We start from the raw sequence: 24,390 nt of genomic DNA, 5'->3' as shown, positions 1-24,390 counted from the left end.
GGCCCGCGCGGCGCATGGCCTGGCACGGGCTTCGTCCGCTTAATTCATCAGTCACTGACGCTAGGTTCACCATGGCTCAATACGTCTTCACCATGCATCGGCTGGGAAAAGTTGTTCCGCCGAAGCGGGAAATCCTGAAAAACATTTCGCTGTCCTTCTTCCCAGGCGCCAAGATCGGCGTGCTCGGCCTCAACGGTTCGGGTAAGTCCACCCTGCTTAAAATCATGGCAGGCGTCGACACCGAGTTCGAAGGCGAAGCGCGCCCGATGCCGGACCTGAACATCGGTTACCTGCCGCAAGAACCGATTCTGGACCCGACCAAGACCGTGCGTGAAGTGGTCGAAGAAGCCGTCAGCGTGATCAAGGACGCCCAGGCGCGCCTCGATGAGGTGTACGCCGCCTACGCCGAACCGGATGCCGACTTCGACAAGCTGGCCGCCGAACAGGCCAAGCTTGAAGCGATCCTGCAGGCGGGCGATGGCCACAACCTGGAGCGCCAACTGGAAGTCGCCGCCGATGCGCTGCGCCTGCCAGCCTGGGACGCCAAGGTTGAGCACCTGTCCGGTGGTGAGAAGCGTCGTGTGGCCCTGTGCCGCCTGCTGCTGTCGGCCCCTGACATGCTGCTGCTCGACGAACCGACCAACCACCTGGACGCCGATTCTGTCGCCTGGCTGGAGCATTTCCTCCACGATTTCCCGGGCACCGTGGTTGCGATCACGCACGACCGTTACTTCCTGGACAACGTCGCCGGCTGGATCCTCGAACTCGACCGCGGCGCCGGTATCCCTTACGAGGGCAACTACTCCGGTTGGCTGGAAGCCAAGTCCGACCGTCTGGCCGCCGAATCCAAGCAGCAATCGGCCCACGAAAAAGCCATGAAGGAAGAACTGGAGTGGGTGCGCAAAGGCGCCAAGGCCCGTCAGTCCAAATCCAAGGCTCGTCTGCAACGCTTTGAAGAAATGCAGTCGCAGGAATTCCAGAAGCGCAGCGAGACCAACGAGATCTACATCCCGGCTGGCCCGCGCCTGGGTGACAAGGTCATCGAGTTCAAGAACGTCACCAAAGGCTATGGCGACCGCGTGCTGATCGACAACCTGTCGTTCGCCATGCCAAAAGGCGCGATCGTCGGCGTTATCGGTGGTAACGGTGCGGGTAAATCCACACTGTTCCGCATGCTGATGGGCAAGGAAACCCCGGACTCGGGCAGCATCGAGATCGGTGACACGGTGCAACTGGCCTGTGTGGACCAGAGTCGCGACGACCTGGACGGCAGCAAGACTGTGTTCCAGCAGATCTCCGACGGTTCTGACCAGATCCGTATCGGCAACTATGAAATCCCGTCGCGCACCTACGTCGGCCGTTTCAACTTCAAGGGCGGCGACCAGCAGAAGTTCGTCAAGGACCTGTCCGGTGGTGAGCGCGGTCGCTTGCACCTGGCCCTGACCCTGAAAGAGGGCGGCAACGTCCTGCTGCTCGACGAACCGTCCAACGACCTCGACGTTGAAACCCTGCGTTCCCTGGAAGAAGCCCTGTTGGACTTCCCGGGCGCCGCCATTGTGATCTCTCACGATCGGTGGTTCCTTGACCGCGTCGCGACCCACATCCTGGCGTACGAAGATGACTCCCAGGCGGTGTTCTTCGAAGGCAACTACACCGAGTACGAAGCCGACCGCAAGAAGCGCTTGGGTGAGGCCGCTGCCCAGCCGCACCGCGTACGCCACAAAAAACTGGCCTGATGCTGCAATAGCCGCCACAGCCTGTTGAAAAAATACCCCTCACGCAGGGGTATTTTTTTGCCCGCGTTATGCCGGAAGCGTCGTGGGCGCCAGCGTTGGGCGGCTGCGCAGCAATTCTTCGACCACCCCCATAAACGCCTCGACCAACAATGAGCGTGACGGTGAGCGCGTGAGTATCAGCAGGTGTACCCAGGCTTCGGGGTCTGCCAAGGGGCGGTAGACCACGCCTTCCCTGGCCAGGGTGCGGGTGCACTGGGGCACGAGCGAGACACCTTGGCCTGCCGCCACCAGGGCGATGATCGAGGTGATCTGGCGCCCCGCAGGGCCCGGGCGCAGCGCCAGGCCGCGGCGTTGATACAGGTGCTCGATGGAGCCGTTGAGGCCCGAACCGTAGTCGCTGGGGAACAGAATCAACGGGTACTCACTGAGCTGGGCGAGGGTGACTTCGTCCTGGTCCGCCAGCAGGTTGTCGCTGCAAAGCGCCGCCACCAGCGGTTCTTGCCCCAAGGACAAAGCCTCGACGCCGGTTTGCCCAGCCTCCGGCAGTAGGCGGCTCATGCCGACGTCGATGCGCCCGTCCAGCACGTGCGTGTGCAGGCTACCGGAAGCGCTCTCCACCAGGGTCAGTTGCACATCGGGAAAACGCTGGGCGAAGGCTTGCAGGGTTTGGCTGAAGAGTTCCGACAACGCGATCGAGCTGGCATAGCCTACGACCAGTTGGCCGGTCGAGCCGGCAGCCAGCTTGGCGGCGATGTCTTGTGCAAGCCTGGCGTGCTCCAGCGCCGCGCGTGCATAGGGCAAAAAGTGCTGGCCTTGGGCGGTCAGTGTGACCGTGCGGCTGGTGCGGTCGAACAGGCGAAAACCAAGCTCGGTTTCCAAAGCCGAGATCTGCCGCGTCAGGGGCGGTTGGGCAAGGTGCAGGCGCTGGGCTGCGCGGCCGAAGTGCAGCTCTTCGGCGACCGTCAGGAAGTAACGTAACTTGCGTAGATCAAGCATTCTGTTTCCTGGGTATTGATCGGTCCGAATTCGGTATTGGTATTCCCTGCGCTGGGTATTCTATAAACATCCTCGACTATAAGACGAGAGATCACATGAACCCGCGCTTGCCTCACGCCCGCTTCGCCGTGTTCCTGTGTGGCTGTGCGGCGTTTCTGAATCTTTATGCGACACAGAGCATCCTGCCTGCGTTTGCCGAAAGCTTCCAGGTGAGCGCCCGGCAGGCAGGGTGGAGCATCACGGTGACCACGCTGGCCGTGGCGCTGACCGCGCCGTTTGTCGGGCGTCTGACCGGACGTTTCGAGCAACGCACGGTGATTGCCGTGGCCGCGTTGCTGCTGGCGCTGCCGACGCTGCTGACGGCCTATGTGGACAGCTTTGCCGAGCTGCTGGTGTGGCGTTTTGTCGAAGGGATGTTGATCCCCGTGGTGTTCGCCACCAGCGTGGCCTATATCGGCGATCGCTGGCGTGCGGCCAGCGTTACCGAGATCACCAGTTTGTACGTCGCGGGTACGGTGCTCGGTGGGTTTGCCGGGCGCTTTGTCTCGGGTGTCATGACCCAATATGTGGGCTGGCGCGAAGCCTTCGAACTGTTGGCGGTGATCAGCCTGCTGGTCGGCCTGCTGATTGTGTGGCTGTTGCCGGCCAACCCGGTGGCGCGGCCCGGCGTTGCGGCCGTGGGCATGCGCGGGGTGCGCCGGCTTCTGCGCAAACCCTTGCTGGCGGCTTATGGCGTCGGTTTTTGTGTGCTGTTCTCACAAGTCGCAACCTTTACCTATGCCGGGCTGTATCTCAGCCAGGCCCCGTTCAACCTGGGCGCTGCGGCCTTGGGCACTTTGTATGCGGTGTTCCTACTGGCGCTGGTGGTCATTCCTGTTGCGGGGCGCTTGAGCAAATCGCGACCACAATCGCAGTTACTGACCGGCGCTGTTGCGCTCGGCATCTGTGGCTCGGCGCTGACATTGTTGCCGTCCCTGTGGCTGATCGTGCTGGGGCTAGCCCTGAGCTCGACCGGCGTATTCCTGGCACAGGCATCCGCCAATGCGTATATCGCCACCACGGCAGGCCCGGACAAGTCCGGCGCCGTGGGGCTGTACCTGACCGGCTATTACCTGGGCGGCAGCGCCGGCGCTGTGGTCCCGGCCATGCTCTGGAATCAGTGGGGCTGGCCGGGCTGCGTGGCGTTGGTCGCAGGTTTTCAGCTGTTGTCGCTGGCGATTGCCCTGCTGGGCTGGAAGCCGGCAACGCCCTAGGCCCTGATCGCCGGACAGCGCGGCAAATCGGCCTCCCTGTTGGTGCAAAACCCTGAGTGAAATCCCCATTTAAGGGCAAAAAAAAGCAGTTATTTATACTTATTGCACCATTTAATTTCACAAAGGCGACATTTTGCCCTGTCGCGGTGCGAAACGAATTGATAAAGTCCGGCTCAATCTCTGTTTAACAACAATCAATTTGCCGAGACTTTTCATGACCGAATCCGTCGACTCCTTCCTTGCCCGCCTCAAGAAACGCGACCCGGACCAGCCGGAATTCCACCAGGCTGTAGAAGAAGTCCTACGCAGCCTGTGGCCCTTTCTTGAAGCCAACCCGCACTATCTGACCTCGGGCATCCTGGAGCGCATCTGCGAGCCGGAGCGCGCGATCACGTTCCGGGTGTCGTGGGTGGATGATCACGGCAAGGTCCAGGTCAATCGCGGTTTCCGTATCCAGATGAACAGCGCCATTGGGCCCTACAAAGGCGGCTTGCGCTTCCATCCTTCGGTCAACCTGGGTGTGCTGAAATTCCTCGCCTTCGAACAGACCTTCAAGAACTCCCTGACGTCTCTGCCCATGGGCGGCGGCAAAGGCGGCTCGGACTTCGACCCCAAGGGCAAAAGCGACGCCGAAGTGATGCGCTTCTGCCAGGCGTTCATGAGCGAGCTGTACCGCCACATCGGTGCGGACGTGGACGTACCGGCCGGCGACATCGGCGTGGGCGCGCGGGAAATCGGCTTTCTGTTCGGCCAGTACAAACGCTTGAGCAATCAATTCACCTCGGTGCTGACCGGCAAGGGCATGACTTACGGCGGCAGCTTGATCCGCCCGGAAGCCACCGGTTTTGGCTGTGTGTATTTCGCCGAGGAAATGCTCAAGCGCCAAGGCCTGCGCGTCGAAGGCAAGCGGGTGGCGGTGTCCGGCTCTGGCAACGTGGCGCAGTACGCGGCGCGCAAGGTCATGGACCTGGGCGGCAAGGTCATTTCCCTGTCGGACTCCGAAGGCACCCTGTACGCCGAAAGCGGTTTGACCGAAGAACAATGGTCCGCCCTGTTGGAGCTGAAAAACGTACAGCGCGGGCGTATCAGTGAACTGGCCACACGTTTCGGCCTGGAGTTCCGCAAAGGCCAGACGCCTTGGGAACTGGCCTGCGATATCGCGCTGCCCTGCGCCACCCAGAACGAACTCGACGCCGACGCTGCGCGCACCTTGCTGCGCAACGGCTGCCTCTGCGTGGCCGAAGGCGCGAACATGCCGACCACGTTGGAGGCTGTGGATATCTTTATCGACGCGGGCATCCTGTTTGCGCCGGGCAAGGCGTCCAATGCCGGTGGTGTGGCGGTGAGCGGCCTGGAAATGTCGCAGAACGCCATGCGCCTGCTGTGGACCGCAGGCGAAGTGGACAGCAAGCTGCACAACATCATGCAGTCGATCCACCATGCCTGCGTGCATTACGGTGAAGAAAACGGCCGTATCAACTACGTGAAGGGCGCCAACATCGCAGGCTTTGTGAAAGTGGCTGACGCGATGTTGGCCCAAGGTATCGTTTAAATGTCGGGTTCGACGCGTAACACTTCGATCAACTGATCGCCGACGGGGCGCTGCCACAGCACCTCGTCGCCCACTTGGGCGCCCAGCAAGGCACGGCCCAGGGGCGAGCCCCAGTTGATCAAGCCTGCGTTGGCATCGGCCTGGTCTTCGCCGACTAACTGGATGCGCTGCTGTTCGTCCTGCTCGTTGGCGAACGTGACCCAACTGCCGATCTGTACCTTGTCGGTGGACGTGGCCGGCACGACTACCTGGGCGCTTTGCACCCGCTGGTTGAAGTAGCGTAAATCCCGCTCAAGGTCGGCCTGGCGCTGTTTATCAGCTTGCTCGCCCTTGGCGGCTTCGTCGCTGTGCTCTCCTTGTAACTGCGCCACCTTGGCTTGCAACTGCGCCAACCCATGCGCAGTCAGGCGGTTGGGCTGCTCGCTGACCTGGCGCTCCACCGGCTGATCGGCGTGGGCCGCCGCGTTGTCTTCATTTACAAAAGCTCGGCTCATGGCGTTCTCCTTCCTATGGAAGTTGGGCCACGTTCGCGGGCTGATCGTTCCCACGCTGCGCGTGGGAATGCATCCTGTGACGCTCCGCGTCACGATCAGCGCGAGCGATAGGCTTTGGCGGCGTCACGATCTTTTTCCTGCTGCCAATCGTGTTCGCGGTCGTCCCTGCGGTTTTCCTCGTAATCGCGCAGTTCCTGGCTCTCGCGCATGGCCTTGCACTGACGAAACCCATCTTCCCAACCTTCGGCGTATGGCCGGTCTTTCAGATAGCGCGGCACATTCTTGCGAAACTCCCCGGTAATCACCCCAGCGGCCTGGCGACCGCTGCTGCAACCGTCGTCAAAACCGTCGGCGAAGGCCGGTGGATAACCTTTGGCCAGCAATTCCTGATGGGTTGACTGGCAACCCGACAACCCCACCACCGCGCACAGCATGACCGCATACCGCCACATGGCGTACTCCCTGGCCGTTTTACGGCTGATAAGGAGAGTCTAGAAGGGGATTTGTTGGGGCGGTGTGAAGAAAAGGTGAGAAGGGTGTTTGGTTCACTCGCCGTTCGAAGTCGACGCTGTACCTATGGAGATGGAGCAATCTGTCTCGCCATAGGTACAGGGTGTGGGGTTGCGCTAATACCAGCCTGCTTTCAGGTGTCAGTCGTAATAACCCACTGTCTTTTTCAGTTGATCGGCGTATTCGTAAATCTCATCGATGGACGAAATCGCATGCCGCGTTTCATTTTTTTCCTCGTCGAATATCCCGAGGTATTTCTGGCTGCGATTGAAGTGAAGACGGCAAATCGGCTTACGGTTGTTATCGTCTAGCAGAACTCCAAAATAGCTCTGCGTATCCCTTTGTACGATTCGTTTTGCATCGACCACTGAGCGTACAACGGCCCGGACAATGTGATAACCCTCCAGCTCTTCCAGCGTCGTCAGGATTTTATCTTCTGTTTCATCTCGGTCTTGTGCGTCTGGCTTCGCGCTGTTTGTAACGGGTATTGATGCTAGCGAGGGTTGAATAACGCCGCTCATTGCGGACTTCAGACGATCGTTGATTTGATCATTCAGAAACTGGGCTAATGCTTTACGGGTCAGTTCGTAAAATTGCTCGCGAACCTTTTGTGTGATTACGCCCTCGTAGACACGTGAGGCGAAAAACTTCACAAAATCATCTTCTGGTTTGCTGACTTGGGTACCGATGAGCTTTTTCAATTGGCTGACGTATTTTAATTCCCCAGCAGCATTGATGATTGAGTCGACATCGAACGCTGATTTGGTGAGCTTGATCAGTTCAGGTACTGAGTATTCATCGATATCCAGTAAGTCCAGTTCCAAAAACGGTTTTTCGTCCATTTTATTGGGGGCGTCCAAGTCGGTAAAGAACCTGTAGACCTGACCGTTGGTGAGGATAGATATTCTTGCGCTTGTGACGTGAAAATATCGAAAGAGCTGCGAGGCGTGATTAATACTCAGGGACTCGCCGATCTTTTTGCATTCGATGAGTATTTGCACCTCACCGTCCTTCATGATCGCATAATCGATCTTCTCGCCTTTCTTCGTTCCAACATCACAAACAAATTCAGGCATTACTTCCAGTGGATCGAACACGTCGTAGCCCAGCACCGTGTTGATAAAAGGCATTACGAAGGCATTTTTTGTAGCCTCTTCTGTTTGAATGGCCGGGCCTTGCAATCGAACCTTTGCTGCCAGACTGGTGAGCTTTTCAAAAAAATCCATAGTGAGCCTCTTACCTTTCGGATCCGTGTTTAGGTTGATGGCAGTTTGATATCCAACCAAGACTAGACGCAAACCTTCATAAAGCTAGGTCATTAGGAATAAGTTTTCACAGGTAAAAGGCTCAAAAAACGGCTAAAGTTTTCTACTTGTTTTTCAAAGAGTTAATGAGGGGCTTAGAACTTCCATGCAGGCAAAGAAATTTGATTGATTTCAGCCTGCTGTTCCGAGCGCGGCATGCTCAGCCAATTCCTGTTGAATAAATGCAGCAATCATCGCGCGATAGACCTGCTCAGTGACCTCAGGGTTGGCGCCCACTACCTCGGATAATGCCCGCACCTTGGCGATTACTTGTTCAACCCGTTGTGGGGCCTTCACGTCATCGGTGTCTTTTTTGAAGCGTGCAGCTTGGGAAACGAAGTGGCCGCGTTTGGCCAGCAATGTGACGATATGTTGGTCGAGGCGGTCGATGTTTTCACGCACTTCTTCAAGGGTGGTGCAGGCAACAGTCATGTCGATGGAACTCCTGATTTTGGCGAGGTGCGATGCGGTAGGGCTGACTATACACGGGCCAAATGTGGGAGCGGGCTTGCTCGCGAATGCGCAGTGTCAGTCATTGATTATTTGCCTGACGCACCGCATTCGCGAGCAAGCCCGCTCCCACATTTTGAACGTTGTAAGGCTTGAGTCAGTAGTGGTACCACTTCAGCTCAAGCATCACTTCATTGACCGGCGTGGACAGGTGGCTGAACTCACGCTGGGCACTCAGGCGCAGGCCCAGGTTGCGTGACAGTTCCCATTGCTGGTTGAGGCTGATGCTGCGCCGCACTTCGCCGTTGGTGAAGAAGTCGCCCTTGGCTTCCAGGCTCAGGTTGCCCAACGGGTTTTTCCACAGCACGCCGGTGTTGAACCCGGCCGCAGGGGAGATGGCTTCGCTGAAATCGTTGTTGTGCTCCACGCGCACGGTGCCGAGGGCGAAGCCGAGCATGTCGTCGGAGAGTTGCCAGGTGCCACCGGCGCCGCCGTTGACGTGGGCCACCAGGGTTTCGTCGTCGTGTTTGCCCGGCACGCGTTCCAGGCCGCCGGTGACTTGCCACGACCAGGGTTGCAGCAGCGCATTGCGCGGCGTCAGCGAGCGGATGGTGGCCAGGTCCAGTTGCTGGAGCTGCCAGTGATTGCCCTCGTATTGGCGCAATTTCATTTGCAAAATTTCGATCTGCGCGCCCAGGGGGAAGCCTTCGGCGTTGTCGTTGAGGTCGTGATACGCCATGCGCAGGCCGTATTCGCCGAAGGCTTTGTCGCCGCGGGTGCCGATGCCGGCTTGCCAGGTGCGCGACTCGTGGCCGTTTTCCGGCAGGCCAGGCGGGGTGATCTTCAGGTCTGGCGCCGGGTTCTGGTTGATTGCGCGCAGCAGTTCGAAGCTGCGTTGGGAGCGTGTCGCATCGCGTTCCAAACCGTTGGCGCGGTAGCGGCCCAGGCGGTAAGCGGCGTCCACGATCAGTGCCTGGCGCTCGCGGGGCAGGGCTTTGAATGCAGGTTCCTGCAATTGCTTTTGGTCATCGCTGATGTTCAGCACCCACTGTTGCTCATCGCTATCGAGTGGCTTGGCGCGTTCCAGCAGTTCACGTTCACGGGATGGGCGATAGTCGATCTTCTCTACCAGCCCTGCGTCTTTTACCGCTTTGACCGTGTCGGTAGGGATCGCGGTGAGCGGGAACTGTTCGGTCAGGCGCAGGCCGGGGCGGGCGACTTGCAGCAGCTCGAGCAGGCGGTAGGAGCAGTTTTCGTCGAAGAAGAAGTAGTCGAATTGGATCTGCTTGAGCTCCCACACGTGCTCGACCATGCGCTTGGTTTCGACCTCGGTGAGGTTCAGGCGGTATTCCCACAAATCGCGGTTTTCGAGGCTACGGTATTCGGAGAGCTTTTCCTGGTAAGGCACCAGGGCGAACAGGCCCGGATAACCGCCCATCAAGCCCTTCCAGGCGTAGAGGATGCTGTTGTCGGAGCCTTCGATATAGGCACCGAAGTTGATCGCATAGCTGAGCAGCGCGGTGTTGTTGCTTTGCACGTCGGCCTGGTCGATGCGCAGCAGGGTGTGGCCGAACATCGACGACGGGCTGTTGAGGTAGGCCGCCGGGAAGATCATCACCGCACTATGGGGCGCGACGTCCTTGAACCACTGGGTGAACTCTTTGCATTCCAGGGCGGGCAGGTCGTTGAGTTGCAACTGCGCCTTGAGCCAGCGGGTACGTGCGGGGTAAACACATTGGGCGTGCTTTTCACCCAGGCTGGCCGGTGCGTACAGCGCATCAACGGTGGCCTTGAGTTCGGCGTCCGGATGGTGTGCGCCATCGGGAGCTATGAAGAATTTCTTGTCGCTGACATAGCTGCGCCAGCCACTGACTTTGCCGGCTTCGTAGTGCCCCAGCGACAGCCAGAACGGATCATTGGCCAGTTGCTGCAAACGTTGATCATCAAGGTGCGGGGCCGCGTACAGCGGGGCGCAGGCGAAGAGTGCCAACCAGGCAAAGCGTTTGAGCATAGGGGCAACTTAAGTCAAAAAAGTGAGACCCAAAGGGGAGGCGGGTCCAAAAATAGTACCCGCGCCTCGAAAGGCGCGGGCAGGTCGAGCTTAAGCCTGGGTTGCGTATTTCGCCAGACGGGCATCGCTTTTCAGTACAGCAATGGTGTTGTTGTGCACGTCGTCAGCGGTCACGTCAGCCTTGCTGAAGATCTGCTGGAAGTGTTCATGGGTCACAGCCGCGAAGTGCTCGCGATCTTCAGGGGCAACACCCAGTACCACCGCGTAGGTGGTCAGCGCTTCGCCGTTGCCTTTGGCCATGTCTTCGGACAGCTCGTTCATCATGCCATTCATGGCAATCCAGGACTTGCCGCCGTAGGACAGGGCGCTGTTGGTGCTGCAACCGTTGGTGCCCGAGGTCATGCCGAAGGTGGCGTTACCCGAAGTACCGTTGGTGGTGGAGGCGAGGAAGTGGGCCGGAGTACCGCGCTGGCCTTCAAACAACATGTTGCCCCAACCGCAGTTCGGGCCACCTGGTGCTTCTGCCATTGCATTGAGGGAGACGACGGTGAAGAGAGTACCAAGAAGGATCCGTTTCATAGCTTTGTTCTCTTTGTGTGCAAACCAATGGACAAGGGTTCAGGTGCTCAACGCACCCTAGGGGCCAGTTATTAGTCCAACCCGCGCAGTTTGGAGTTTAGGCACGTTCCCAGGGTTCCGTGTTTTTTTATAAACATTCAGTGGCGGGCGATTTTTTTGTAGGACGCGTGCCGTGTCTATGCTTTCCCGAAAGCGCGCCTTGCCAGAGCGCTCAACCGGGAGCCAGAATGCCCCATCTGCCCCGCCTGATGTAAGGAAGCCCGATGCCTGATCCTGTTGCTGCCAGCTTGCGTCTAGCGCCCGAAGCGCTGACTCGCCCTTTCTCCGCTGAACAGTTCAGCTTCTCGACCACCAATGATTTGGAGCCCTTTCGCGGTGTGCTTGGCCAGGAACGTGCGGTTGAAGCCTTGCAGTTCGGCGTGGCCATGCCACGCCCCGGTTACAACGTGTTTGTCATGGGCGAGCCGGGCACCGGCCGCTTTTCGTTCGTCAAACGCTACCTGAAAGCCGAAGGCAAGCGCCTGCAAACCCCGGCGGACTGGGTTTATGTGAATAATTTTGATGAGCCGCGCGAGCCCCGCGCCCTGGAATTGCCAGGTGGCGCCGCCGCGGCGTTTATCGCCGATATCAACGGCCTTGTGGATAACCTGGTCGCCACCTTCCCGGCGGTGTTCGAACACCCGACGTATCAACAGCGTAAAAGCGCCATCGACCGGGCGTTCAACCAGCGTTACGACAAGGCGCTGGACGTGATCGAGCGCCTGGCCCTGGAAAAAGACGTGGCGCTGTACCGCGACAGCTCCAACATCGCCTTCACGCCGATGCTCGACGGCAAGGCGCTGGACGAAGCCGAGTTTTCGCAACTGCCGGAAGCCGATCGTGAGCGCTTCCACACCGATATCTCCGAGCTGGAAGAACGCCTCAACGAAGAGCTGGCCAGCCTGCCGCAATGGAAGCGTGAATCCAACAATCAGTTGCGCCAGTTCAACGAAGAAACCATCACTCTGGCCCTGCAGCCTTTGCTGGCGCCATTGTCGGAAAAATACGCAGAAAATGCCGGCGTCTGTGGCTACCTGCAGGCCATGCAGGTGTACCTGCTAAAAACCGTGGTCGAGCAATTGGTGGACGACGCCAAGACCGACGCCCAGGCGCGCAAGCTGCTCGAAGAGCAATACTGCCCGAGCCTGGTGGTAGGCCACTCGGTCAACGGTGGCGCGCCGGTGGTGTTTGAACCGCACCCGACCTACGACAACCTGTTCGGCCGTATCGAATACAGCACCGACCAGGGCGCGCTCTACACCACCTATCGCCAGCTGCGTCCCGGCGCCTTGCACCGCGCCAACGGCGGTTTCCTGATTCTGGAAGCCGAAAAAATGCTCAGCGAGCCGTTTGTGTGGGATGCGCTCAAGCGCTCCCTGCAATCGCGCAAGCTGAAGATGGAATCGCCCCTGGGCGAACTCGGCCGCCTGGCCACGGTGACCCTCAACCCGCAGATGATTCCCTTGCAGGTCAAGGTGATCATCATCGGTTCGCGCCAGTTGTATTACGCCTTGCAGGACGCCGACCCAGACTTCCAAGAGATGTTCCGCGTACTGGTGGACTTCGATGAAGACATCCCGATGGTCGACGAGAGCCTGGAGCAGTTCGCCCAGTTGCTCAAAACCCGTACTTCGGAAGAAGGCATGGCGCCGCTCACCTCGGACGCGGTGGCGCGCCTGGCGACCTACAGCGCACGCCTGGCCGAACATCAGGGCCGCTTGTCGGCGCGTATTGGTGATTTGTTCCAGCTGGTGAGCGAGGCGGACTTTATTCGCCACCTGGCCGGCGATGAGATGACCGATGCCGGGCATATCGAGCGCGCCCTCAAGGCCAAGGCCACGCGCACCGGCCGCGTGTCGGCGCGGATTCTCGACGACATGCTCGCCGGCGTCATCCTCATCGACACTGCCGGCGCCGCTGTGGGCAAGTGCAACGGCTTGACGGTGCTGGAGGTCGGCGACTCGGCATTCGGCGTACCGGCGCGGATTTCCGCCACGGTGTACCCGGGCGGCAGCGGTATCGTCGACATCGAGCGCGAAGTTAATCTCGGCCAGCCGATTCACTCCAAGGGCGTGATGATCCTCACCGGTTACCTGGGCAGCCGCTATGCCCAGGAATTTCCGTTGGCGATTTCCGCGAGTATCGCCCTGGAGCAGTCCTACGGGTATGTGGACGGCGACAGTGCGTCCCTGGGCGAGGCATGCACCTTGATCTCGGCCTTGTCGAAGACGCCGCTCAAGCAATGCTTTGCGATTACCGGCTCGATCAACCAGTTTGGTGAAGTGCAGGCGGTGGGCGGGGTCAACGAGAAGATCGAAGGCTTCTTCCGCCTTTGCGAAGCCCGCGGGCTGACCGGTGAGCAGGGGGCGATCATCCCTCAAGCCAACGTGGCCACGTTGATGCTCGACGAGAAGGTGTTGCAGGCCGTGCGTGCCGGGCAATTCCATATCTATGCGGTGCGCCAGGCGGATGAGGCGTTGAGCCTGCTGGTGGGCGAGGATGCCGGTGAGCCGGACGCCGAGGGGCAGTTCCCGGAAGGCACCGTGAATGCGCGGGTGGTGGAGCGCTTGCGGGCGATTGCCGAGATGATCAGCGAGGAAGATCTGAAGGAGGCGGAGAAAGAGCTGGCGCAGCAGGCGTTGGCAGAAGCCAAGCCAACCTGATTGCTGTTGGGAGCTGGCTTGCCTTAAGGCAAGTCAGTTAAGCGGTCATCGCCTTTTGTAGGAGCGAGCTTGCTCGCGAAAAACGTCAACGATAACGCGTGCTTGCTGAATGAACGCGGCGCCTGTGAGTTTTTCGCGAGCAAGCTCGCTCCTACAAAAAAGCCTTGACTGACTGGCACTAAGGCAAGCCAGCTCCCACAGTGATCTATGGTGTATTTGGGACGTTTAGCGTGCCACAAAATTGACTCTCGCCTGGGACCAACGCCCGTTGGTCTCTACAACCTTGGTTTGTCGCGTTTTTATTCTATTCTCAGAGTCAGGGATATCCACAGGAGTCGCAGGATAGAAACAGCCTCGCCGCGCGCTGGGGCTGAACACCGATCTACCGAGGGTCGCCGCCATGTCGCGCAACCTTTGCCTTACCCGCCAGTGCCTGGGCCTGGTCACCCGTATCGAATGCTCCATTCGCCCTCTTGCCGGGGATAACGGGATGTGGACGCTGCTATTTGCCGCCGGCATGTCGGGCGAACAGCCATCCACCGTCAAATCCCAGGGCCCGTTCCATGGGCCTTTCGTGGCAGAACGCATGCTGGGCACCATCGTCGATAGCCTGACCTTGCACGGCTACGAGCAAATGGACGAGCCGCAGATCTGGTGCCTGCACCTGCAGGCCCATCTGCGCCAACTCAATGGCGGCCAGGAGCGGCTGGCCCTCTGAGGATCGTTCCCACGCTCCGCGTGGTAACGCCGCCCCGGACGCTCCGCGTCCACCCAGGGCTATTTGCTCTCAGGCCTGTCCAGCTTCACCTCAAAACCGTATTGCACGGTGCTGAGGTCGGTGCGCTGGTAACTTTCCAGCGTGGTCGGCTGGCCGTAGAAATAATGCACGTCAAACATCGCCGTGCCGTATTCCTCGGCGCGGTGGCTGACACCGAGGATCTCCTTGAGGTAATTGCCGCTGGCATCCTTGGCATAGAAGCGCCAGCTGTCGGCGGGGAAGTCCTTCTGGTCGACGATCAGCGCGTTGTCCTTGAGCGACAGGCCCTTGGGCAGCTTGGCGGCGTCGATTGTGGCTTTCTCGATGGTGGCCAAAAACAACGGTACCGAGCCCACCACATACGCCGGGGTTTCTGGGAACAGGTTGAGGTCGTAGGTGAGCGTGCCGCTGGCGGCGTTCAGCTCGAACGCTTCGGTCGGCAACTCGATGGGCTCGCCGCGTTCGCCCTTGTCATCGGCGGTGAAGAAGGTGATAGGCGCGTCACTGTTATTGCGCTCGGCACCGACCAGGTCGTCGTTAAAGGTGAACGGGTGGTCGAACACGATTTTTGCGGCACTGGCGTCTTCGGTCGATTGGCTGAGGGTGACGCTGTTTTTCAGTTGATCCTCGGTCATCGACGCATCTTTGAGCCAACTGGCGGCGCCGTCGTCATACACCGTGACCGGCATTGGTAGGGCCTGCACGGTCTTTTGCAGACTGTTCCTGTCAAAGCGCATCACCGGCAGGTCCAGGTCTTTACGGGTGAGCGTGGCCTTGGAGAAATCCAGCACATTGACCTGTAGGTTATCGATCAGCCCGTTGAAATACACCTTGGCGTAATGGCCGGTCTGCTGGCGTTCGAAGGCTTTTTGCGCGTCGGTGAGCTGTTTATCGAAGGCGTCGGACCACGCGGTCTGTTTTTGCATCTCGGCCAGTTGTTTCTCATAGAACGCCACTTGCGCGGCACTTTCGTTGATCGAACCTGAGCGGGTCAGAAACTGCCCGGTGCTGTCCCGAGCCTGCACCAGCAGCGGGTTGGGTGACGCATCGCCGACTTCGGCGGCCAGGGGCTGGCTGTTGGTCAGTTCGATCTCGGCGTAGTTCTTTTCCAGCGTCAGCAGGTTGAGGGTGATGTTGCCGTCGGTGCGTTTATGGCCCACGTCTTGTTTGGTCAGGTCGAACGTCAGCACCTTGCCCGGGGTGATCACCTCCACCGCGCCCTTGAGGCTGATGGGTTGTGGCTGGCTCTTGTTTTCCGTCTCGATGCCTTCGATAAACGGGTAGGTCACCGTCAGGTCGTCGGGGTTGGTCAGGTTGGAGCTGCTGGGGCTCAGTTGGATGCCGGGGTCGGTTTCTGACCATTCCGGCTGGAAGGGAATGACTTTATTGTTGCTCAGGGTCACCGACTGCCATTCCAGGCCATGGGGGAAGGGGAACTGGTCCGGGGCGTTGAAGTTGAACGGGAAGACCGGCTGCAAATCCGTGAGGTAGTCGGAATGCGAGGCTTTGCGCAGTACGAACAGGCCATTGATGTAGGTGTCCACCAGCGCTTGGGGCGTAGGGTAATGCTTGAGCAGGGCCAGGCTGTCTTCGCCGTATTCGGGTTCGATGGGCTTGCTGGCGAGCTTGACGCGCGCACGTTCCAGCAACAGCAGCGAGCCGCCCAGGTCCGCAATGGCATCGCGCAGCTTGGGGTCCTGAATGCTGTCCAGAGACTGTTCGAACTTTGTGGTTTTCTCTTCGAGGGTCGCCTGCTTCTGCTCTTCTTTGGGGGAGCAGCCGCTGGCCATCAGCAACGCCGCGCACAGGCCGAGAGCGGCCAAAGGGGATCGCACATCCATCATCTGAGTTTTCCTGTCCGACATCATCGAGCCGAGTGAATGGTCTCGACACTAGCAGAAAAATTCTCTTACAGATGCCACTTGGGTCAGTTTTCTCGCGGTGACAGGGGCTAGGTGGCGGCTGGTATACTCGGCGCCATTTTTAGCCAAGCTGTGTGAGATTCAATGGAACGCTTTATCGAAAATACGATGTACGCCTCGCGTTGGCTGCTGGCACCGATCTACCTGGGCCTGTCCCTGGGCTTGCTGATCCTGGCGCTGAAATTCTTCCAGGAAATCATTCACGTGATTCCCAACATCTTCACCATGTTGGAAGCCGAAGTGATCCTGCTGCTGCTGTCGTTGATCGACATGGCCCTGGTCGGCGGCTTGCTGGTGATGGTGATGATTTCCGGCTACGAGAACTTCGTCTCGCAGCTGGATATCGACGAGAACAAGGAAAAGCTCAACTGGCTGGGCACCATGGACTCTTCGTCGCTGAAGATGAAAGTGGCGGCGTCCATCGTGGCGATTTCCTCCATCCACCTGCTGCGCATCTTCATGGACGCCAAGAACGTCGATCCAGAGCACCTGATGTGGTACGTGATCATCCACATGACGTTCGTGGTCTCGGCGTTTGCCATGGGCTACTTGGACAAGCTCACCAAGCATTGAGGCCACGCGCTGGCCTTACTGCTCCACGAAGTAATAAGGCTGGCGGTTGACTGCCATTTGCTTGATCACCGTAACCGGCGCTTTCAGCCGGTCGGTGTGGTCCGTCAACGCAACGTTGCCGGGCTTGGCGCTGAGGAAGGTACGCAGTTCGGCTTCGGTGTTCAGGATCGGCAAGTAGGCCTGCAGGTAGAACACGCTGGCGCCGTCGATGCGCTCGTTGGGTTGATACATCGCCACCGTCCTGCCTTCGTCTTGCAGGGTCTGGATCTGACTCATCACCGGTACGAATGAATGGCGCACATCGGCTTTGGGTGCAAACCAGAACGCTGCGCTCAGGTAGCAGGCGATGGCCAGGGCGAAAACCCCACCGATGATCTGCCGGTGATAACGGTACAGCCCCGGTTTATGGTCTTTGACCCACTCCAGCAACACCCGCGCATATTCGGCGGCCAGCACCGCCGCGGCTGGCGTCAGCGCCATCAAGTACACCGTGCGTTTGCTGGAAGCCAGGGTCAGCAGGGTGAACTGCGCCACCAGCCACACACTGAAAAACAACCGGTAGCGGTTGCGCACCAGGCTTTTGCGGAAATGCCACAGGCCCAGGTACACCAGGATGTTCCAGGGCAGGAAGGCCTCAGGCAGTTTGGCGAGGTAATAGTAGAAAGGCTCGTAATGCCCGGCTTCGACAAACGAACCGCTGAAGCGCCCGACGCTATTGGTCCATAACACCTCACCCACCGCCTGCATCCCGCCGCGCTGAAACAAAAACCCCAGCCAGATCAGCAACGGCACCAAGGCCAACAACGTGAACAGCGCCGGCTTGAGCCAATCGCCCAGCCGCAGGCGCTTATCCATCAGGCTGGTGCAAAGCAGGTACACAAAAATCACAATGCCCGGCATCGCCAGGCCCAACACCCCCTTGCTCAACGTGGCGATGACCATCCCGGCGGTAAACAACGCCCAGGCCCAGGTGCTCGAACCTTCGCGCTCGGGCCGTACCGCCTGGTAAAACCCCAGCAGGGCGGCGGTGACACCGAGGCTGAGCAACGAATCCTCACCCACACCCCGCACATTGCCCCAATAACTGGCCATGGTCGCCAGGATCAACGCGGCACTGAACGCCAGCGTCTGTGGCCGCCCGAACCGACGCAGCATCCCGTACAACAGCATCACACTGAACAGCCCGGCAAACGCCGACGCCAAGCGCACCGCCCCGGTGCTGGCGCCAAACAGGCGAATCGCCCCGGCGTCCAGCCACAGGCTCAGGGGCGGTTTTTCCAGGAAGGGTTCACGAAACAGGCGCGGCACCACCCAGTCATTATCCAGGTGCATCGCCATGGCGATCCCGGACACCCGGGCTTCGGTAGAGCCTTGCAGCTCGTGGTTGCCAAGGGCGAAGAAGAACAACAGAGCAGCAAGCAAGAGCAGCAGGGGAGCGGGGCGCGTCATGGAGTCTGGCTACCGAGGCATGAGACCGATCGGGCGACCGGTCATGGGTAGTCAGGGAGTATACGAGCGCGATTCTTAACCTTTGGTGAACGGCCGTGGGGTTTTTCTCCGGCGGATCAAGGCAGCTTCAAACTGGGCACTGCCGCTTTGCCTTGTGCGGTCAGCACCGGCTCCAACTGCTCCCAGGTGAAGGCCAAGTCGTTGTCGCAACCGTCACCATTGGCCGGCGTCGAGAGTTGCAGGCCCTGGGTGTTGAAGCTGAGGTGAAAGATGGAGTAATCGGTGATCGCCGGGCAGCCCTCGTCGGTGGTGGTTTGCTTGGCCAGCCAAGTGCTGAAGGCGGCCGGCAGCTTCAAGTGGCCGGAATAGGCGTCAGACCATTGCTGATGGCCGCCGAGCCAGGTCCATGGGTCCACACTGTCACCGGTTTGCAGGTTCCAGGAGTGCAGGCCCCAACTGATGCCCATGGCGCCTTGGCCTGCGGCCCAGCGGTAGAACCGCACGGTGAGAAATTGCGATGACCAATAGGCGGGCTCAACCTCGATTTCACTGGTATAGACCGAGCCGTTTCGACCCAGGTATTCACGCCGTTCATAAAAATAGTCGGTTAGATCTTCGTCATTGACGGCCAGGGCTGCGAGCTGCTGGTTGATCTTCTGCACCGCCGGGCCGTCACCCTCCAGCTTGAGCGTGACGCGGGGGCCTTGGGTCTTGAGCTGGTAGGTGTGGTTGTGGAAAGTTTTCTTCTCAGTCTTGATCGGCAGCGGCGCGGCTTCCACGGGCGCGTTATAGGCATCGCTGCCGCAGCCGTCCGTGCCAATGCGGCGCAGGGCCAGTGGCAGCGGCGCACCGCCATCGGTTTTGCTCCAGGCACCAAAAAGGGTATCGGCCTGAGGTTTTTGCAGGGCCCAGAAACCGGTGTTGCCTTCCTCCACCCAAGGGGCGTTGTCGTTGGCCTGGGTCAGTTGAATCGGGGTACGGATGCGCTGGTAGTAATAACTGCCATGCTCGCCGTCGGCGCCGTTGAAACACACGTTGATAGCGGACTTGCCCAAAGTACCTTGCCAAACCCCGGCCAGCTCGGCAGCGGTGGCGAATGAAGGGATGAAGGCGAGAGCGATGACGGCGAAGGGCTTGAGCACGGGTATCTGACTTCCGGTTGTCTGATAAAGGCCGTCAGGGTAATGGGAAGTGTGAGGGGATGCCAGAGGGCGAGATGTGCTGAGGCGTCTCGCCCTTTTTATAGGGTGGCGACCTTGCGCGGGTTAGCAGACCAGGAATCAAGGAACCCGGCGCACCCGAAAGTGCCCCACGCACAGCCGCCATGATACGAACCAGCAGATGCTGAAAGCATCGCTCGAACGGATGGTGGCTTTGCAGGCCTTGATATTAACCGAGCTGCTAAACCCGGTCGCTGATTTTGCAGCGACAGGGGGAGGCTAGGCTTGTTGGGCTGAGTGCGCTAGTTCACCGACAGCTCGGCATCTTGCGGGAAAATTCCGAAGCATGGCCCTGTTGATCTCCCCCGTCGTCAGGCTCTGTTAAAAGCTCCAGTCCTCAGCCTGAACCAACTGGCAGGACGGCCCGCACCGCCCCGGTGCTGGTGCCTTTAGTGAACGGATGGGTAAATATTGAGCGCAGGTGTTGCGTTCGTCACCACAATCCCCAAAGGCCCGCTGCGCTTTTCCACCGTCGCCCAGCCCTGATCACCGCTACCGCCCACATGACAGATCTTGATCTGCTTGTTCACTTCCGTATCGAACACCAGGATGCCCGAGCAACTACGGCTGCCGCCTGTTGTGTATTCGTACTGGGTTGTGTAGGTGCCGAGCGTCGCACTTGTAAGAAGGATGACCACTGCTAGCAGGGAGATCATGGCCATGGCACTTGCGATGAACGTACCGAGAAAAAACCTCAATCGGTCCAGGGGCTTTTTACGCAGCCATTCGGTTTTCCTGACGCGCCACACATAGAGCATCAGCACAATTGCCAGCACCGGCGACGCGATCAGGCAGATCTTCTCGGCCAACGGCTTGAAGTGCACAGACGGCCAGATAACGAATACCCAGGCCAGCACCAGCGCCATGGACACCAGCATGCCAATGGCGACCGGTATTACGAAGGCGTAGGAGTTTTTGTTCAATGGGAGTTCGTCCTTGTCATCAATGCTTTGAGGGCCGCGGCGGGGGATATGATGGCAGTGATGCGCTTGGATGTCTGAGACGTATGACAGAAAAAGGCCGAGCCGCTGAACGCGCCTCGGCCTTTTGGTTACTGGAAGGTTTGCCTGTCTTGGGTGAGCACCAGCACGCGCTCAACCAACAGCTCACCCAGCACGGTGAGTTGCTGAGCGGCCAACAGCTTGTGGCGGTTGGCGCCTTCGAGTTCGAAGGCCAGGTCGGTGGTCATGGCGTTGAGAGAGGCGAGGGTTTCGCTGGCTTGGATCAGGAGGGTTTCGCAGGAAATGTCTGGAGAGATTGTGAAGAGGTTGGCGGTGGGAGGATTGGGGGTGATTTTTTTCACGATGAAGCTCCTACACTGTTCAAGGAGCTGCCCCCCCTGCTGTCAAACAGAATAGGTGGCAGCTGTACGCGGGTTGACAGACCGGAAGTGTAGGAACCCGGCGCACCCGAAGATGCCCCACGCACAGCCGCCATGAACAGAGCGGAATGCGTAAGCATGCCGTCTTATCACGGGGTGTGAAAGGTTACACTTTTCGGCCTGTCAAAGCCGGACGCTGATCATCAGCGACGCAGAGAAGTTAGCGTTGTGAAGTTGATTGCGCTAGTTCACCAACAGCGCGGCAGCTTGCGGGAAAATTCCGAGGCTCGGCTCTGCGGGGTTCAAGCCAGGATTCATGATTATTACTGGTGTGTTTTTGCCAGGCGAAAAAAAGCTCAGGACTGCTGGGCAGGTTCTAACAATTGCCTGCGCGCTGTACTGAGCTGGTAGAGGGTTTTGTTCAGTCGCTGCCTGAGCGTCAAGGACGAGATGGGGCTATCGTCGAATCTGGCGCTGCCATTGCTGCAACAGTCGCAGGTTATTCGCGACAGGTGAGTTTGACCAGTTCACCAACAGCGCGGCATGTTGCGGGAAAATTCCGAAGCGCTGCCCTGGCGACTTTCTTCCTTCCGGAATTCAGGTCGCCAGCGCCAGCATTCTTTCCAGCCGGAAACCTCTCCTAAAAGCTCCAGTCCTCAGCCCGAACCAACTGGCAGAACGGCCCATTAAGCGTGGCATTGTGATGGTCCACGATGGCCTCGGCTTTCATCAAGGGCGTGTCAGAACAGGTATGGCCGTCGGCGATAAGTACCGCATCGAAGCCAAGGTCACGCGCAGCACGGCAGGTGCTGTCGACGCAGTATTGCGTTTTCATCCCAGTGACCACCACACCGGTCGCGCCGCTGGAGCGCAGATTGTCAGCCAGATCAGTCATTGCAAAAGCGTTAGGCCGGCGCTTTTCGAACACCACTTCCCCACCCAGCAACTTCAGTTCCTCGGCAACCAGCGTAAGCGGGCTGCCCGATTCGATTGGCGAGACAGCGGGGCCGATGTGACGTGCGAGAAAAATCGGTGCGCCTGCGCTGCGGGCCTTGTCCATCAGGGTGTTGAGCGTTTCCAACAGCTCGTTGCAGCGCCAGGGCTTTTCCGGGCCGTGAACAAGCCCGACTTGGATATCGAGTATCAACAGGGCGTACATGGGTGCATCTCCTTGCGTTTGAACCAGCGACACAAGGGCATAAAAAAAGGCCCTGTCCATCGCTGGCGGGCCTTTGAAGTTCGTTGGTTATTGGCTCACGACACCTCGCACGCTCCGCTTGATGCGGTCGTGGTGATGGTTGTCGAGGTGAGGCAATAGGTACTCATGAGCTGACACTATCAATATCGCCGACGGCTGGCAACGCAACCTCCAATGTCGCCTCAGTGCGCAAAACAGTCGTGTGAGTTCAAGTTACCAGCGCCCACCTATTGCATGCTTGAGTTCAAACGCTGGCATAAAGGAGGCCACGCTGATGCAATCCCAGGAAAAGGACCTGTCTCTTGTTAACCACCTCTCGCTCAGCAGCGACGAAATCGAAGCATTTCGTCACCAAGGGTTTATCAAACTCAAAGGCTTCTTATCTGAGCACGCCATTCAATCCTTGAAGCAGGCGGCCCGTTCGAAAGTGATCTCTGCACGGGAGTCGAAGTCTGCCTATGGGGATTCCTTCAGCCGGTTGACCTACGATCTGGGGACAACCGATGCGGTGAAGAACATCTATTCCTCGATCGCTTTCAGGACGGCCTTGGTGACGTTAATCGGGCATCCGCTGATCATGACCGAGTCCCAGAGTTTTGAGCTTACCCCGCATAAAGAGGGTTTTGCCTGGCACTACGATTCCCTGAGTTTCAGGTACATTCGCCCTCAGGACGCAGCCTTCAGCGTTTGGATTCCGTTGGATCCTATCGACAATTCAGGCCAAGGCGGGGGCATGGCTTATTTAGCCGAAGACATCTACTCCGCGAAGGCGAATTTCCAGATGGCCAGCCTGCTTTCCAAACGAATGGCTGCCGGCGTTGCCGTGGAGGATTTTTCCGCGCATTTGAGAGCTGTGTTCCAAACGCCCAGCCTGCTCACAGACCTGTTTGAAGCGTATAAGACCCAAGACGATTTTGAATTGGGCGATGTACTGCTGTTTACCAAGTCGATGTGGCACCGCTCTGAACCGCTCTTGCCAGGGCCGCTCGCGACTCGACTGGCGGTGACCATGCGTTTTCTCGATTGGCGTTCACGATTGGACAAAACGATGTTCGAAGGCGAGTCTGAAAGCGGTGGCGGCGTAGGGATGGGGGTCAATTGGGGCAGGCCGACCCAAACCGCCTATGGCTCGCAATTTATCGACATCAATGACGGCGAGGAAATTCGCACTTCCACCTATTGTGGGCCTGTCATCTGATGCCCCCGCAAAGGTCGCCTGCTGAGGAGCGCTAATGTCCAGATCCTACGCACTGGGGGTGGCAGCTGCGGTATTTGCCACCTTTAGCTGGGCGCTTAATTTTCTATCGCCCTACATGATGGGCGCGTTCGGTCCGATTGACTTCATCACCCTGCGGTTCATCGTATCCGGCTGCATCGGCTTGGTGATGCTGCGTATCTATTGGCCTGGCGACCCCGTTTTAACCAGGCGCTCAATCCTCAACGCCGGGCTGCTGGGCGTGCTTGGCTATGCGGTGTACATCGGTTGCATCATGGGCAGCGTGCTCAATGGCGGCGCTATCATCGCACCGGCATTCCTGAGCGCTACACCGGTCATCATTGCGGTCGCGGGCAATATGATCGAGCGCACCACCACCTGGAGCAGCCTCGCTGTCCCCATCATCCTGGCGGTTTGCGGGTTGGTCGCGGCAAACTATGGCACCTTGGTCGGCGTTTTAGACAATGACCTGACCTCCTACCTGGCCGCGGTCAGCTACGCCGTGGGTGCGGTGCTGACCTGGCTGATGTTCAGCATACTCAACCAGAAGATGCTGGCGAAAATCCCCAAGGTACACGCAGGCCTATGGACCGGCCTGATGATGGTTGGCGCCGGTCTGAGCGTGGTCGTGTTCGTGCCGTTCGGGCTCGTATTGGACCTGTACACCTACCCGCATTTGGACCTGCACTTGGGCAACACCCTGCCGGTGCTGGCTGCCGCAGCGGCGCTGGCCTGTTTTGCCTCCGTTGGCGGCGCATGGGCCTGGAATTTTGCCAGCCAAAGGCTACCGATGGCCCTGTCCGGGCAGCTTATTTCAGTAGAAACCATATTCGCAGTCGCCTTTGGGCTGATCGCCGAGCAGCGCTTGCCTACCGGTCTTGAGGTTCTGGGGATTGTTGGGCTGTTGGCCGGTGCTTCGATTGCGGTGAGGGTGATGGCTCAGGGGGATCGCGAGGGGGTGAAGGTGCAGGTTTGACTGATTGAGCTGGCGGGTGGGGTATGGCAATAGTGGATTTCCAGGCACAAAAAAAGACGTCCGTGGACGTCTTTAGATGATGAAGTGGTGGGCCGGGGTAATTTGAATCCGTTCAGTAAGATATTGATTTATAACATTAATATCTGTTTTTATTTTTGATTGGAATACCAA

The 24,390-nt window shown here is 58.9% G+C and carries 21 protein-coding genes; 8 read left to right on the top strand and 13 right to left on the bottom strand.

Annotated features, from left to right (window positions below; all coding sequences use genetic code 11):
- The first annotated feature begins 71 nt into the window (after window positions 1–71).
- Window positions 72–1,736, top strand: a complete 1,665-nt coding sequence (gene ettA / locus ACWHXD_RS27100) for an energy-dependent translational throttle protein EttA (RefSeq protein WP_014720011.1) — start codon at window positions 72–74, stop codon at window positions 1,734–1,736.
- Window positions 1,737–1,802: 66 nt separating this feature from the next.
- Here ettA and ACWHXD_RS27095 read toward each other — a convergent pair whose 3' ends face one another.
- The gene (locus tag ACWHXD_RS27095; protein WP_499084875.1) at window positions 1,803–2,732 is read right to left on the bottom strand and encodes a LysR family transcriptional regulator; all 930 of its coding nucleotides are present in this window, start codon (window positions 2,730–2,732) and stop codon (window positions 1,803–1,805) included.
- A gap of 95 nt (window positions 2,733–2,827) precedes the next feature.
- Between ACWHXD_RS27095 and ACWHXD_RS27090 the strand changes: the two genes are divergently transcribed.
- Both ACWHXD_RS27090 and gdhA read left to right on the top strand, forming a co-directional pair.
- A complete protein-coding gene (locus ACWHXD_RS27090) occupies window positions 2,828–3,985 on the top strand; it encodes an MFS transporter (protein ID WP_138761906.1) in 1,158 nt (385 codons plus the stop codon).
- Between the two features lie 214 nt (window positions 3,986–4,199).
- On the top strand, window positions 4,200–5,537 hold the full coding sequence (gene gdhA / locus ACWHXD_RS27085) for an NADP-specific glutamate dehydrogenase (protein ID WP_138761907.1): 1,338 nt from the start codon (window positions 4,200–4,202) through the stop codon (window positions 5,535–5,537).
- Here gdhA and ACWHXD_RS27080 read toward each other — a convergent pair.
- From ACWHXD_RS27080 to ACWHXD_RS27055, 6 genes are all read right to left on the bottom strand, one after another.
- Window positions 5,534–6,031, bottom strand: a complete 498-nt coding sequence (locus ACWHXD_RS27080; RefSeq protein WP_138761908.1) for a GreA/GreB family elongation factor — start codon at window positions 6,029–6,031, stop codon at window positions 5,534–5,536. The genes gdhA and ACWHXD_RS27080 overlap by 4 nt on opposite strands.
- 95 nt (window positions 6,032–6,126) lie before the next feature.
- The gene (locus ACWHXD_RS27075; RefSeq protein WP_032895244.1) at window positions 6,127–6,483 is read right to left on the bottom strand and encodes a hypothetical protein; all 357 of its coding nucleotides are present in this window, start codon (window positions 6,481–6,483) and stop codon (window positions 6,127–6,129) included.
- Window positions 6,484–6,681: 198 nt separating this feature from the next.
- Window positions 6,682–7,767, bottom strand: coding sequence for a type I restriction endonuclease (locus ACWHXD_RS27070; protein WP_138761909.1), 1,086 nt, complete (start codon window positions 7,765–7,767; stop codon window positions 6,682–6,684).
- A 210-nt stretch (window positions 7,768–7,977) separates the two neighbouring features.
- Entirely contained in the window at window positions 7,978–8,277 is a 300-nt protein-coding gene (locus ACWHXD_RS27065) for a chorismate mutase (protein WP_138761910.1), read from the bottom strand.
- 175 nt (window positions 8,278–8,452) lie between these two features.
- Window positions 8,453–10,306 carry an Lnb N-terminal periplasmic domain-containing protein gene (locus ACWHXD_RS27060; RefSeq protein WP_138761911.1) on the bottom strand — a complete coding sequence of 618 codons (1,854 nt, stop codon included), beginning with the start codon at window positions 10,304–10,306 and terminating at the stop codon, window positions 8,453–8,455.
- A 90-nt stretch (window positions 10,307–10,396) separates the two neighbouring features.
- On the bottom strand, window positions 10,397–10,885 hold the full coding sequence (locus tag ACWHXD_RS27055) for a DUF3015 domain-containing protein (protein ID WP_010206666.1): 489 nt from the start codon (window positions 10,883–10,885) through the stop codon (window positions 10,397–10,399).
- 263 nt (window positions 10,886–11,148) lie between these two features.
- Between ACWHXD_RS27055 and ACWHXD_RS27050 the strand changes: the two genes are divergently transcribed.
- Window positions 11,149–13,587 (top strand): Lon protease family protein, encoded by a 2,439-nt coding sequence (locus ACWHXD_RS27050; RefSeq protein ID WP_014719999.1) that lies wholly within the window; start codon window positions 11,149–11,151, stop codon window positions 13,585–13,587.
- A 400-nt stretch (window positions 13,588–13,987) separates the two neighbouring features.
- Window positions 13,988–14,305 (top strand): PA4575 family protein, encoded by a 318-nt coding sequence (locus ACWHXD_RS27045; RefSeq protein WP_003194269.1) that lies wholly within the window; start codon window positions 13,988–13,990, stop codon window positions 14,303–14,305.
- A 59-nt stretch (window positions 14,306–14,364) separates the two neighbouring features.
- Here the strand turns inward: ACWHXD_RS27045 and ACWHXD_RS27040 are convergent, their stop codons facing one another.
- The gene (locus ACWHXD_RS27040) at window positions 14,365–16,188 is read right to left on the bottom strand and encodes a hypothetical protein (RefSeq protein ID WP_138761912.1); all 1,824 of its coding nucleotides are present in this window, start codon (window positions 16,186–16,188) and stop codon (window positions 14,365–14,367) included.
- Window positions 16,189–16,350: 162 nt separating this feature from the next.
- Between ACWHXD_RS27040 and ACWHXD_RS27035 the strand changes: the two genes are divergently transcribed.
- Window positions 16,351–16,839, top strand: coding sequence for a TIGR00645 family protein (locus ACWHXD_RS27035; RefSeq protein WP_098950318.1), 489 nt, complete (start codon window positions 16,351–16,353; stop codon window positions 16,837–16,839).
- A 15-nt stretch (window positions 16,840–16,854) separates the two neighbouring features.
- On the opposite strand, the gene ACWHXD_RS27030 is transcribed toward ACWHXD_RS27035, so the two are convergent.
- The 5 genes from ACWHXD_RS27030 to ACWHXD_RS27010 all read right to left on the bottom strand — a co-directional run bounded on the left by ACWHXD_RS27030 (window position 16,855) and on the right by ACWHXD_RS27010 (window position 21,988).
- On the bottom strand, window positions 16,855–18,288 hold the full coding sequence (locus ACWHXD_RS27030; RefSeq protein ID WP_138761913.1) for an ArnT family glycosyltransferase: 1,434 nt from the start codon (window positions 18,286–18,288) through the stop codon (window positions 16,855–16,857).
- A 116-nt stretch (window positions 18,289–18,404) separates the two neighbouring features.
- Window positions 18,405–19,430, bottom strand: coding sequence for a hypothetical protein (locus ACWHXD_RS27025; RefSeq protein ID WP_032895247.1), 1,026 nt, complete (start codon window positions 19,428–19,430; stop codon window positions 18,405–18,407).
- Between the two features lie 467 nt (window positions 19,431–19,897).
- Window positions 19,898–20,431 (bottom strand): hypothetical protein, encoded by a 534-nt coding sequence (locus ACWHXD_RS27020; protein WP_138761914.1) that lies wholly within the window; start codon window positions 20,429–20,431, stop codon window positions 19,898–19,900.
- Between the two features lie 128 nt (window positions 20,432–20,559).
- Window positions 20,560–20,811, bottom strand: a complete 252-nt coding sequence (locus tag ACWHXD_RS27015) for a DUF6124 family protein (RefSeq protein WP_047711817.1) — start codon at window positions 20,809–20,811, stop codon at window positions 20,560–20,562.
- A gap of 658 nt (window positions 20,812–21,469) precedes the next feature.
- Window positions 21,470–21,988: a cysteine hydrolase family protein gene (locus ACWHXD_RS27010; RefSeq protein ID WP_138761970.1), complete on the bottom strand. Its 519-nt coding sequence runs from the start codon at window positions 21,986–21,988 to the stop codon at window positions 21,470–21,472.
- 313 nt (window positions 21,989–22,301) lie between these two features.
- Between ACWHXD_RS27010 and ACWHXD_RS27005 the strand changes: the two genes are divergently transcribed.
- Window positions 22,302–23,225 (top strand): phytanoyl-CoA dioxygenase family protein, encoded by a 924-nt coding sequence (locus ACWHXD_RS27005; RefSeq protein WP_138761915.1) that lies wholly within the window; start codon window positions 22,302–22,304, stop codon window positions 23,223–23,225.
- 58 nt (window positions 23,226–23,283) lie between these two features.
- Window positions 23,284–24,219, top strand: coding sequence for a DMT family transporter (locus ACWHXD_RS27000; protein ID WP_192901632.1), 936 nt, complete (start codon window positions 23,284–23,286; stop codon window positions 24,217–24,219).
- Window positions 24,220–24,390: the final 171 nt, after the last annotated feature.

The organism is Pseudomonas fjordensis (assembly GCF_976987115.1).
This window is presented reverse-complemented; position numbering and strand designations above follow the sequence as displayed.

Excerpts from the sequence above, each read along its gene's own strand:
- ACWHXD_RS27035 (WP_098950318.1), top strand. The coding sequence starts at position 16,351 with ATGGAACGCTTTATCGAAAATACGATGTACGCCTCGCGTTGGCTGCTG.
- ACWHXD_RS27030 (WP_138761913.1), bottom strand. The coding sequence starts at position 18,288 with ATGACGCGCCCCGCTCCCCTGCTGCTCTTGCTTGCTGCTCTGTTGTTC.
- ACWHXD_RS27010 (WP_138761970.1), bottom strand. The coding sequence starts at position 21,988 with ATGTACGCCCTGTTGATACTCGATATCCAAGTCGGGCTTGTTCACGGC.
- ettA (WP_014720011.1), top strand. The coding sequence starts at position 72 with ATGGCTCAATACGTCTTCACCATGCATCGGCTGGGAAAAGTTGTTCCG.
- ACWHXD_RS27060 (WP_138761911.1), bottom strand. The coding sequence starts at position 10,306 with ATGCTCAAACGCTTTGCCTGGTTGGCACTCTTCGCCTGCGCCCCGCTG.
- ACWHXD_RS27095 (WP_499084875.1), bottom strand. The coding sequence starts at position 2,732 with ATGCTTGATCTACGCAAGTTACGTTACTTCCTGACGGTCGCCGAAGAG.
- gdhA (WP_138761907.1), top strand. The coding sequence starts at position 4,200 with ATGACCGAATCCGTCGACTCCTTCCTTGCCCGCCTCAAGAAACGCGAC.
- ACWHXD_RS27090 (WP_138761906.1), top strand. The coding sequence starts at position 2,828 with ATGAACCCGCGCTTGCCTCACGCCCGCTTCGCCGTGTTCCTGTGTGGC.
- ACWHXD_RS27055 (WP_010206666.1), bottom strand. The coding sequence starts at position 10,885 with ATGAAACGGATCCTTCTTGGTACTCTCTTCACCGTCGTCTCCCTCAAT.
- ACWHXD_RS27050 (WP_014719999.1), top strand. The coding sequence starts at position 11,149 with ATGCCTGATCCTGTTGCTGCCAGCTTGCGTCTAGCGCCCGAAGCGCTG.
- ACWHXD_RS27005 (WP_138761915.1), top strand. The coding sequence starts at position 22,302 with ATGCAATCCCAGGAAAAGGACCTGTCTCTTGTTAACCACCTCTCGCTC.
- ACWHXD_RS27040 (WP_138761912.1), bottom strand. The coding sequence starts at position 16,188 with ATGATGGATGTGCGATCCCCTTTGGCCGCTCTCGGCCTGTGCGCGGCG.
- ACWHXD_RS27045 (WP_003194269.1), top strand. The coding sequence starts at position 13,988 with ATGTCGCGCAACCTTTGCCTTACCCGCCAGTGCCTGGGCCTGGTCACC.
- ACWHXD_RS27080 (WP_138761908.1), bottom strand. The coding sequence starts at position 6,031 with ATGAGCCGAGCTTTTGTAAATGAAGACAACGCGGCGGCCCACGCCGAT.
- ACWHXD_RS27065 (WP_138761910.1), bottom strand. The coding sequence starts at position 8,277 with ATGACTGTTGCCTGCACCACCCTTGAAGAAGTGCGTGAAAACATCGAC.
- ACWHXD_RS27075 (WP_032895244.1), bottom strand. The coding sequence starts at position 6,483 with ATGTGGCGGTATGCGGTCATGCTGTGCGCGGTGGTGGGGTTGTCGGGT.
- ACWHXD_RS27070 (WP_138761909.1), bottom strand. The coding sequence starts at position 7,767 with ATGGATTTTTTTGAAAAGCTCACCAGTCTGGCAGCAAAGGTTCGATTG.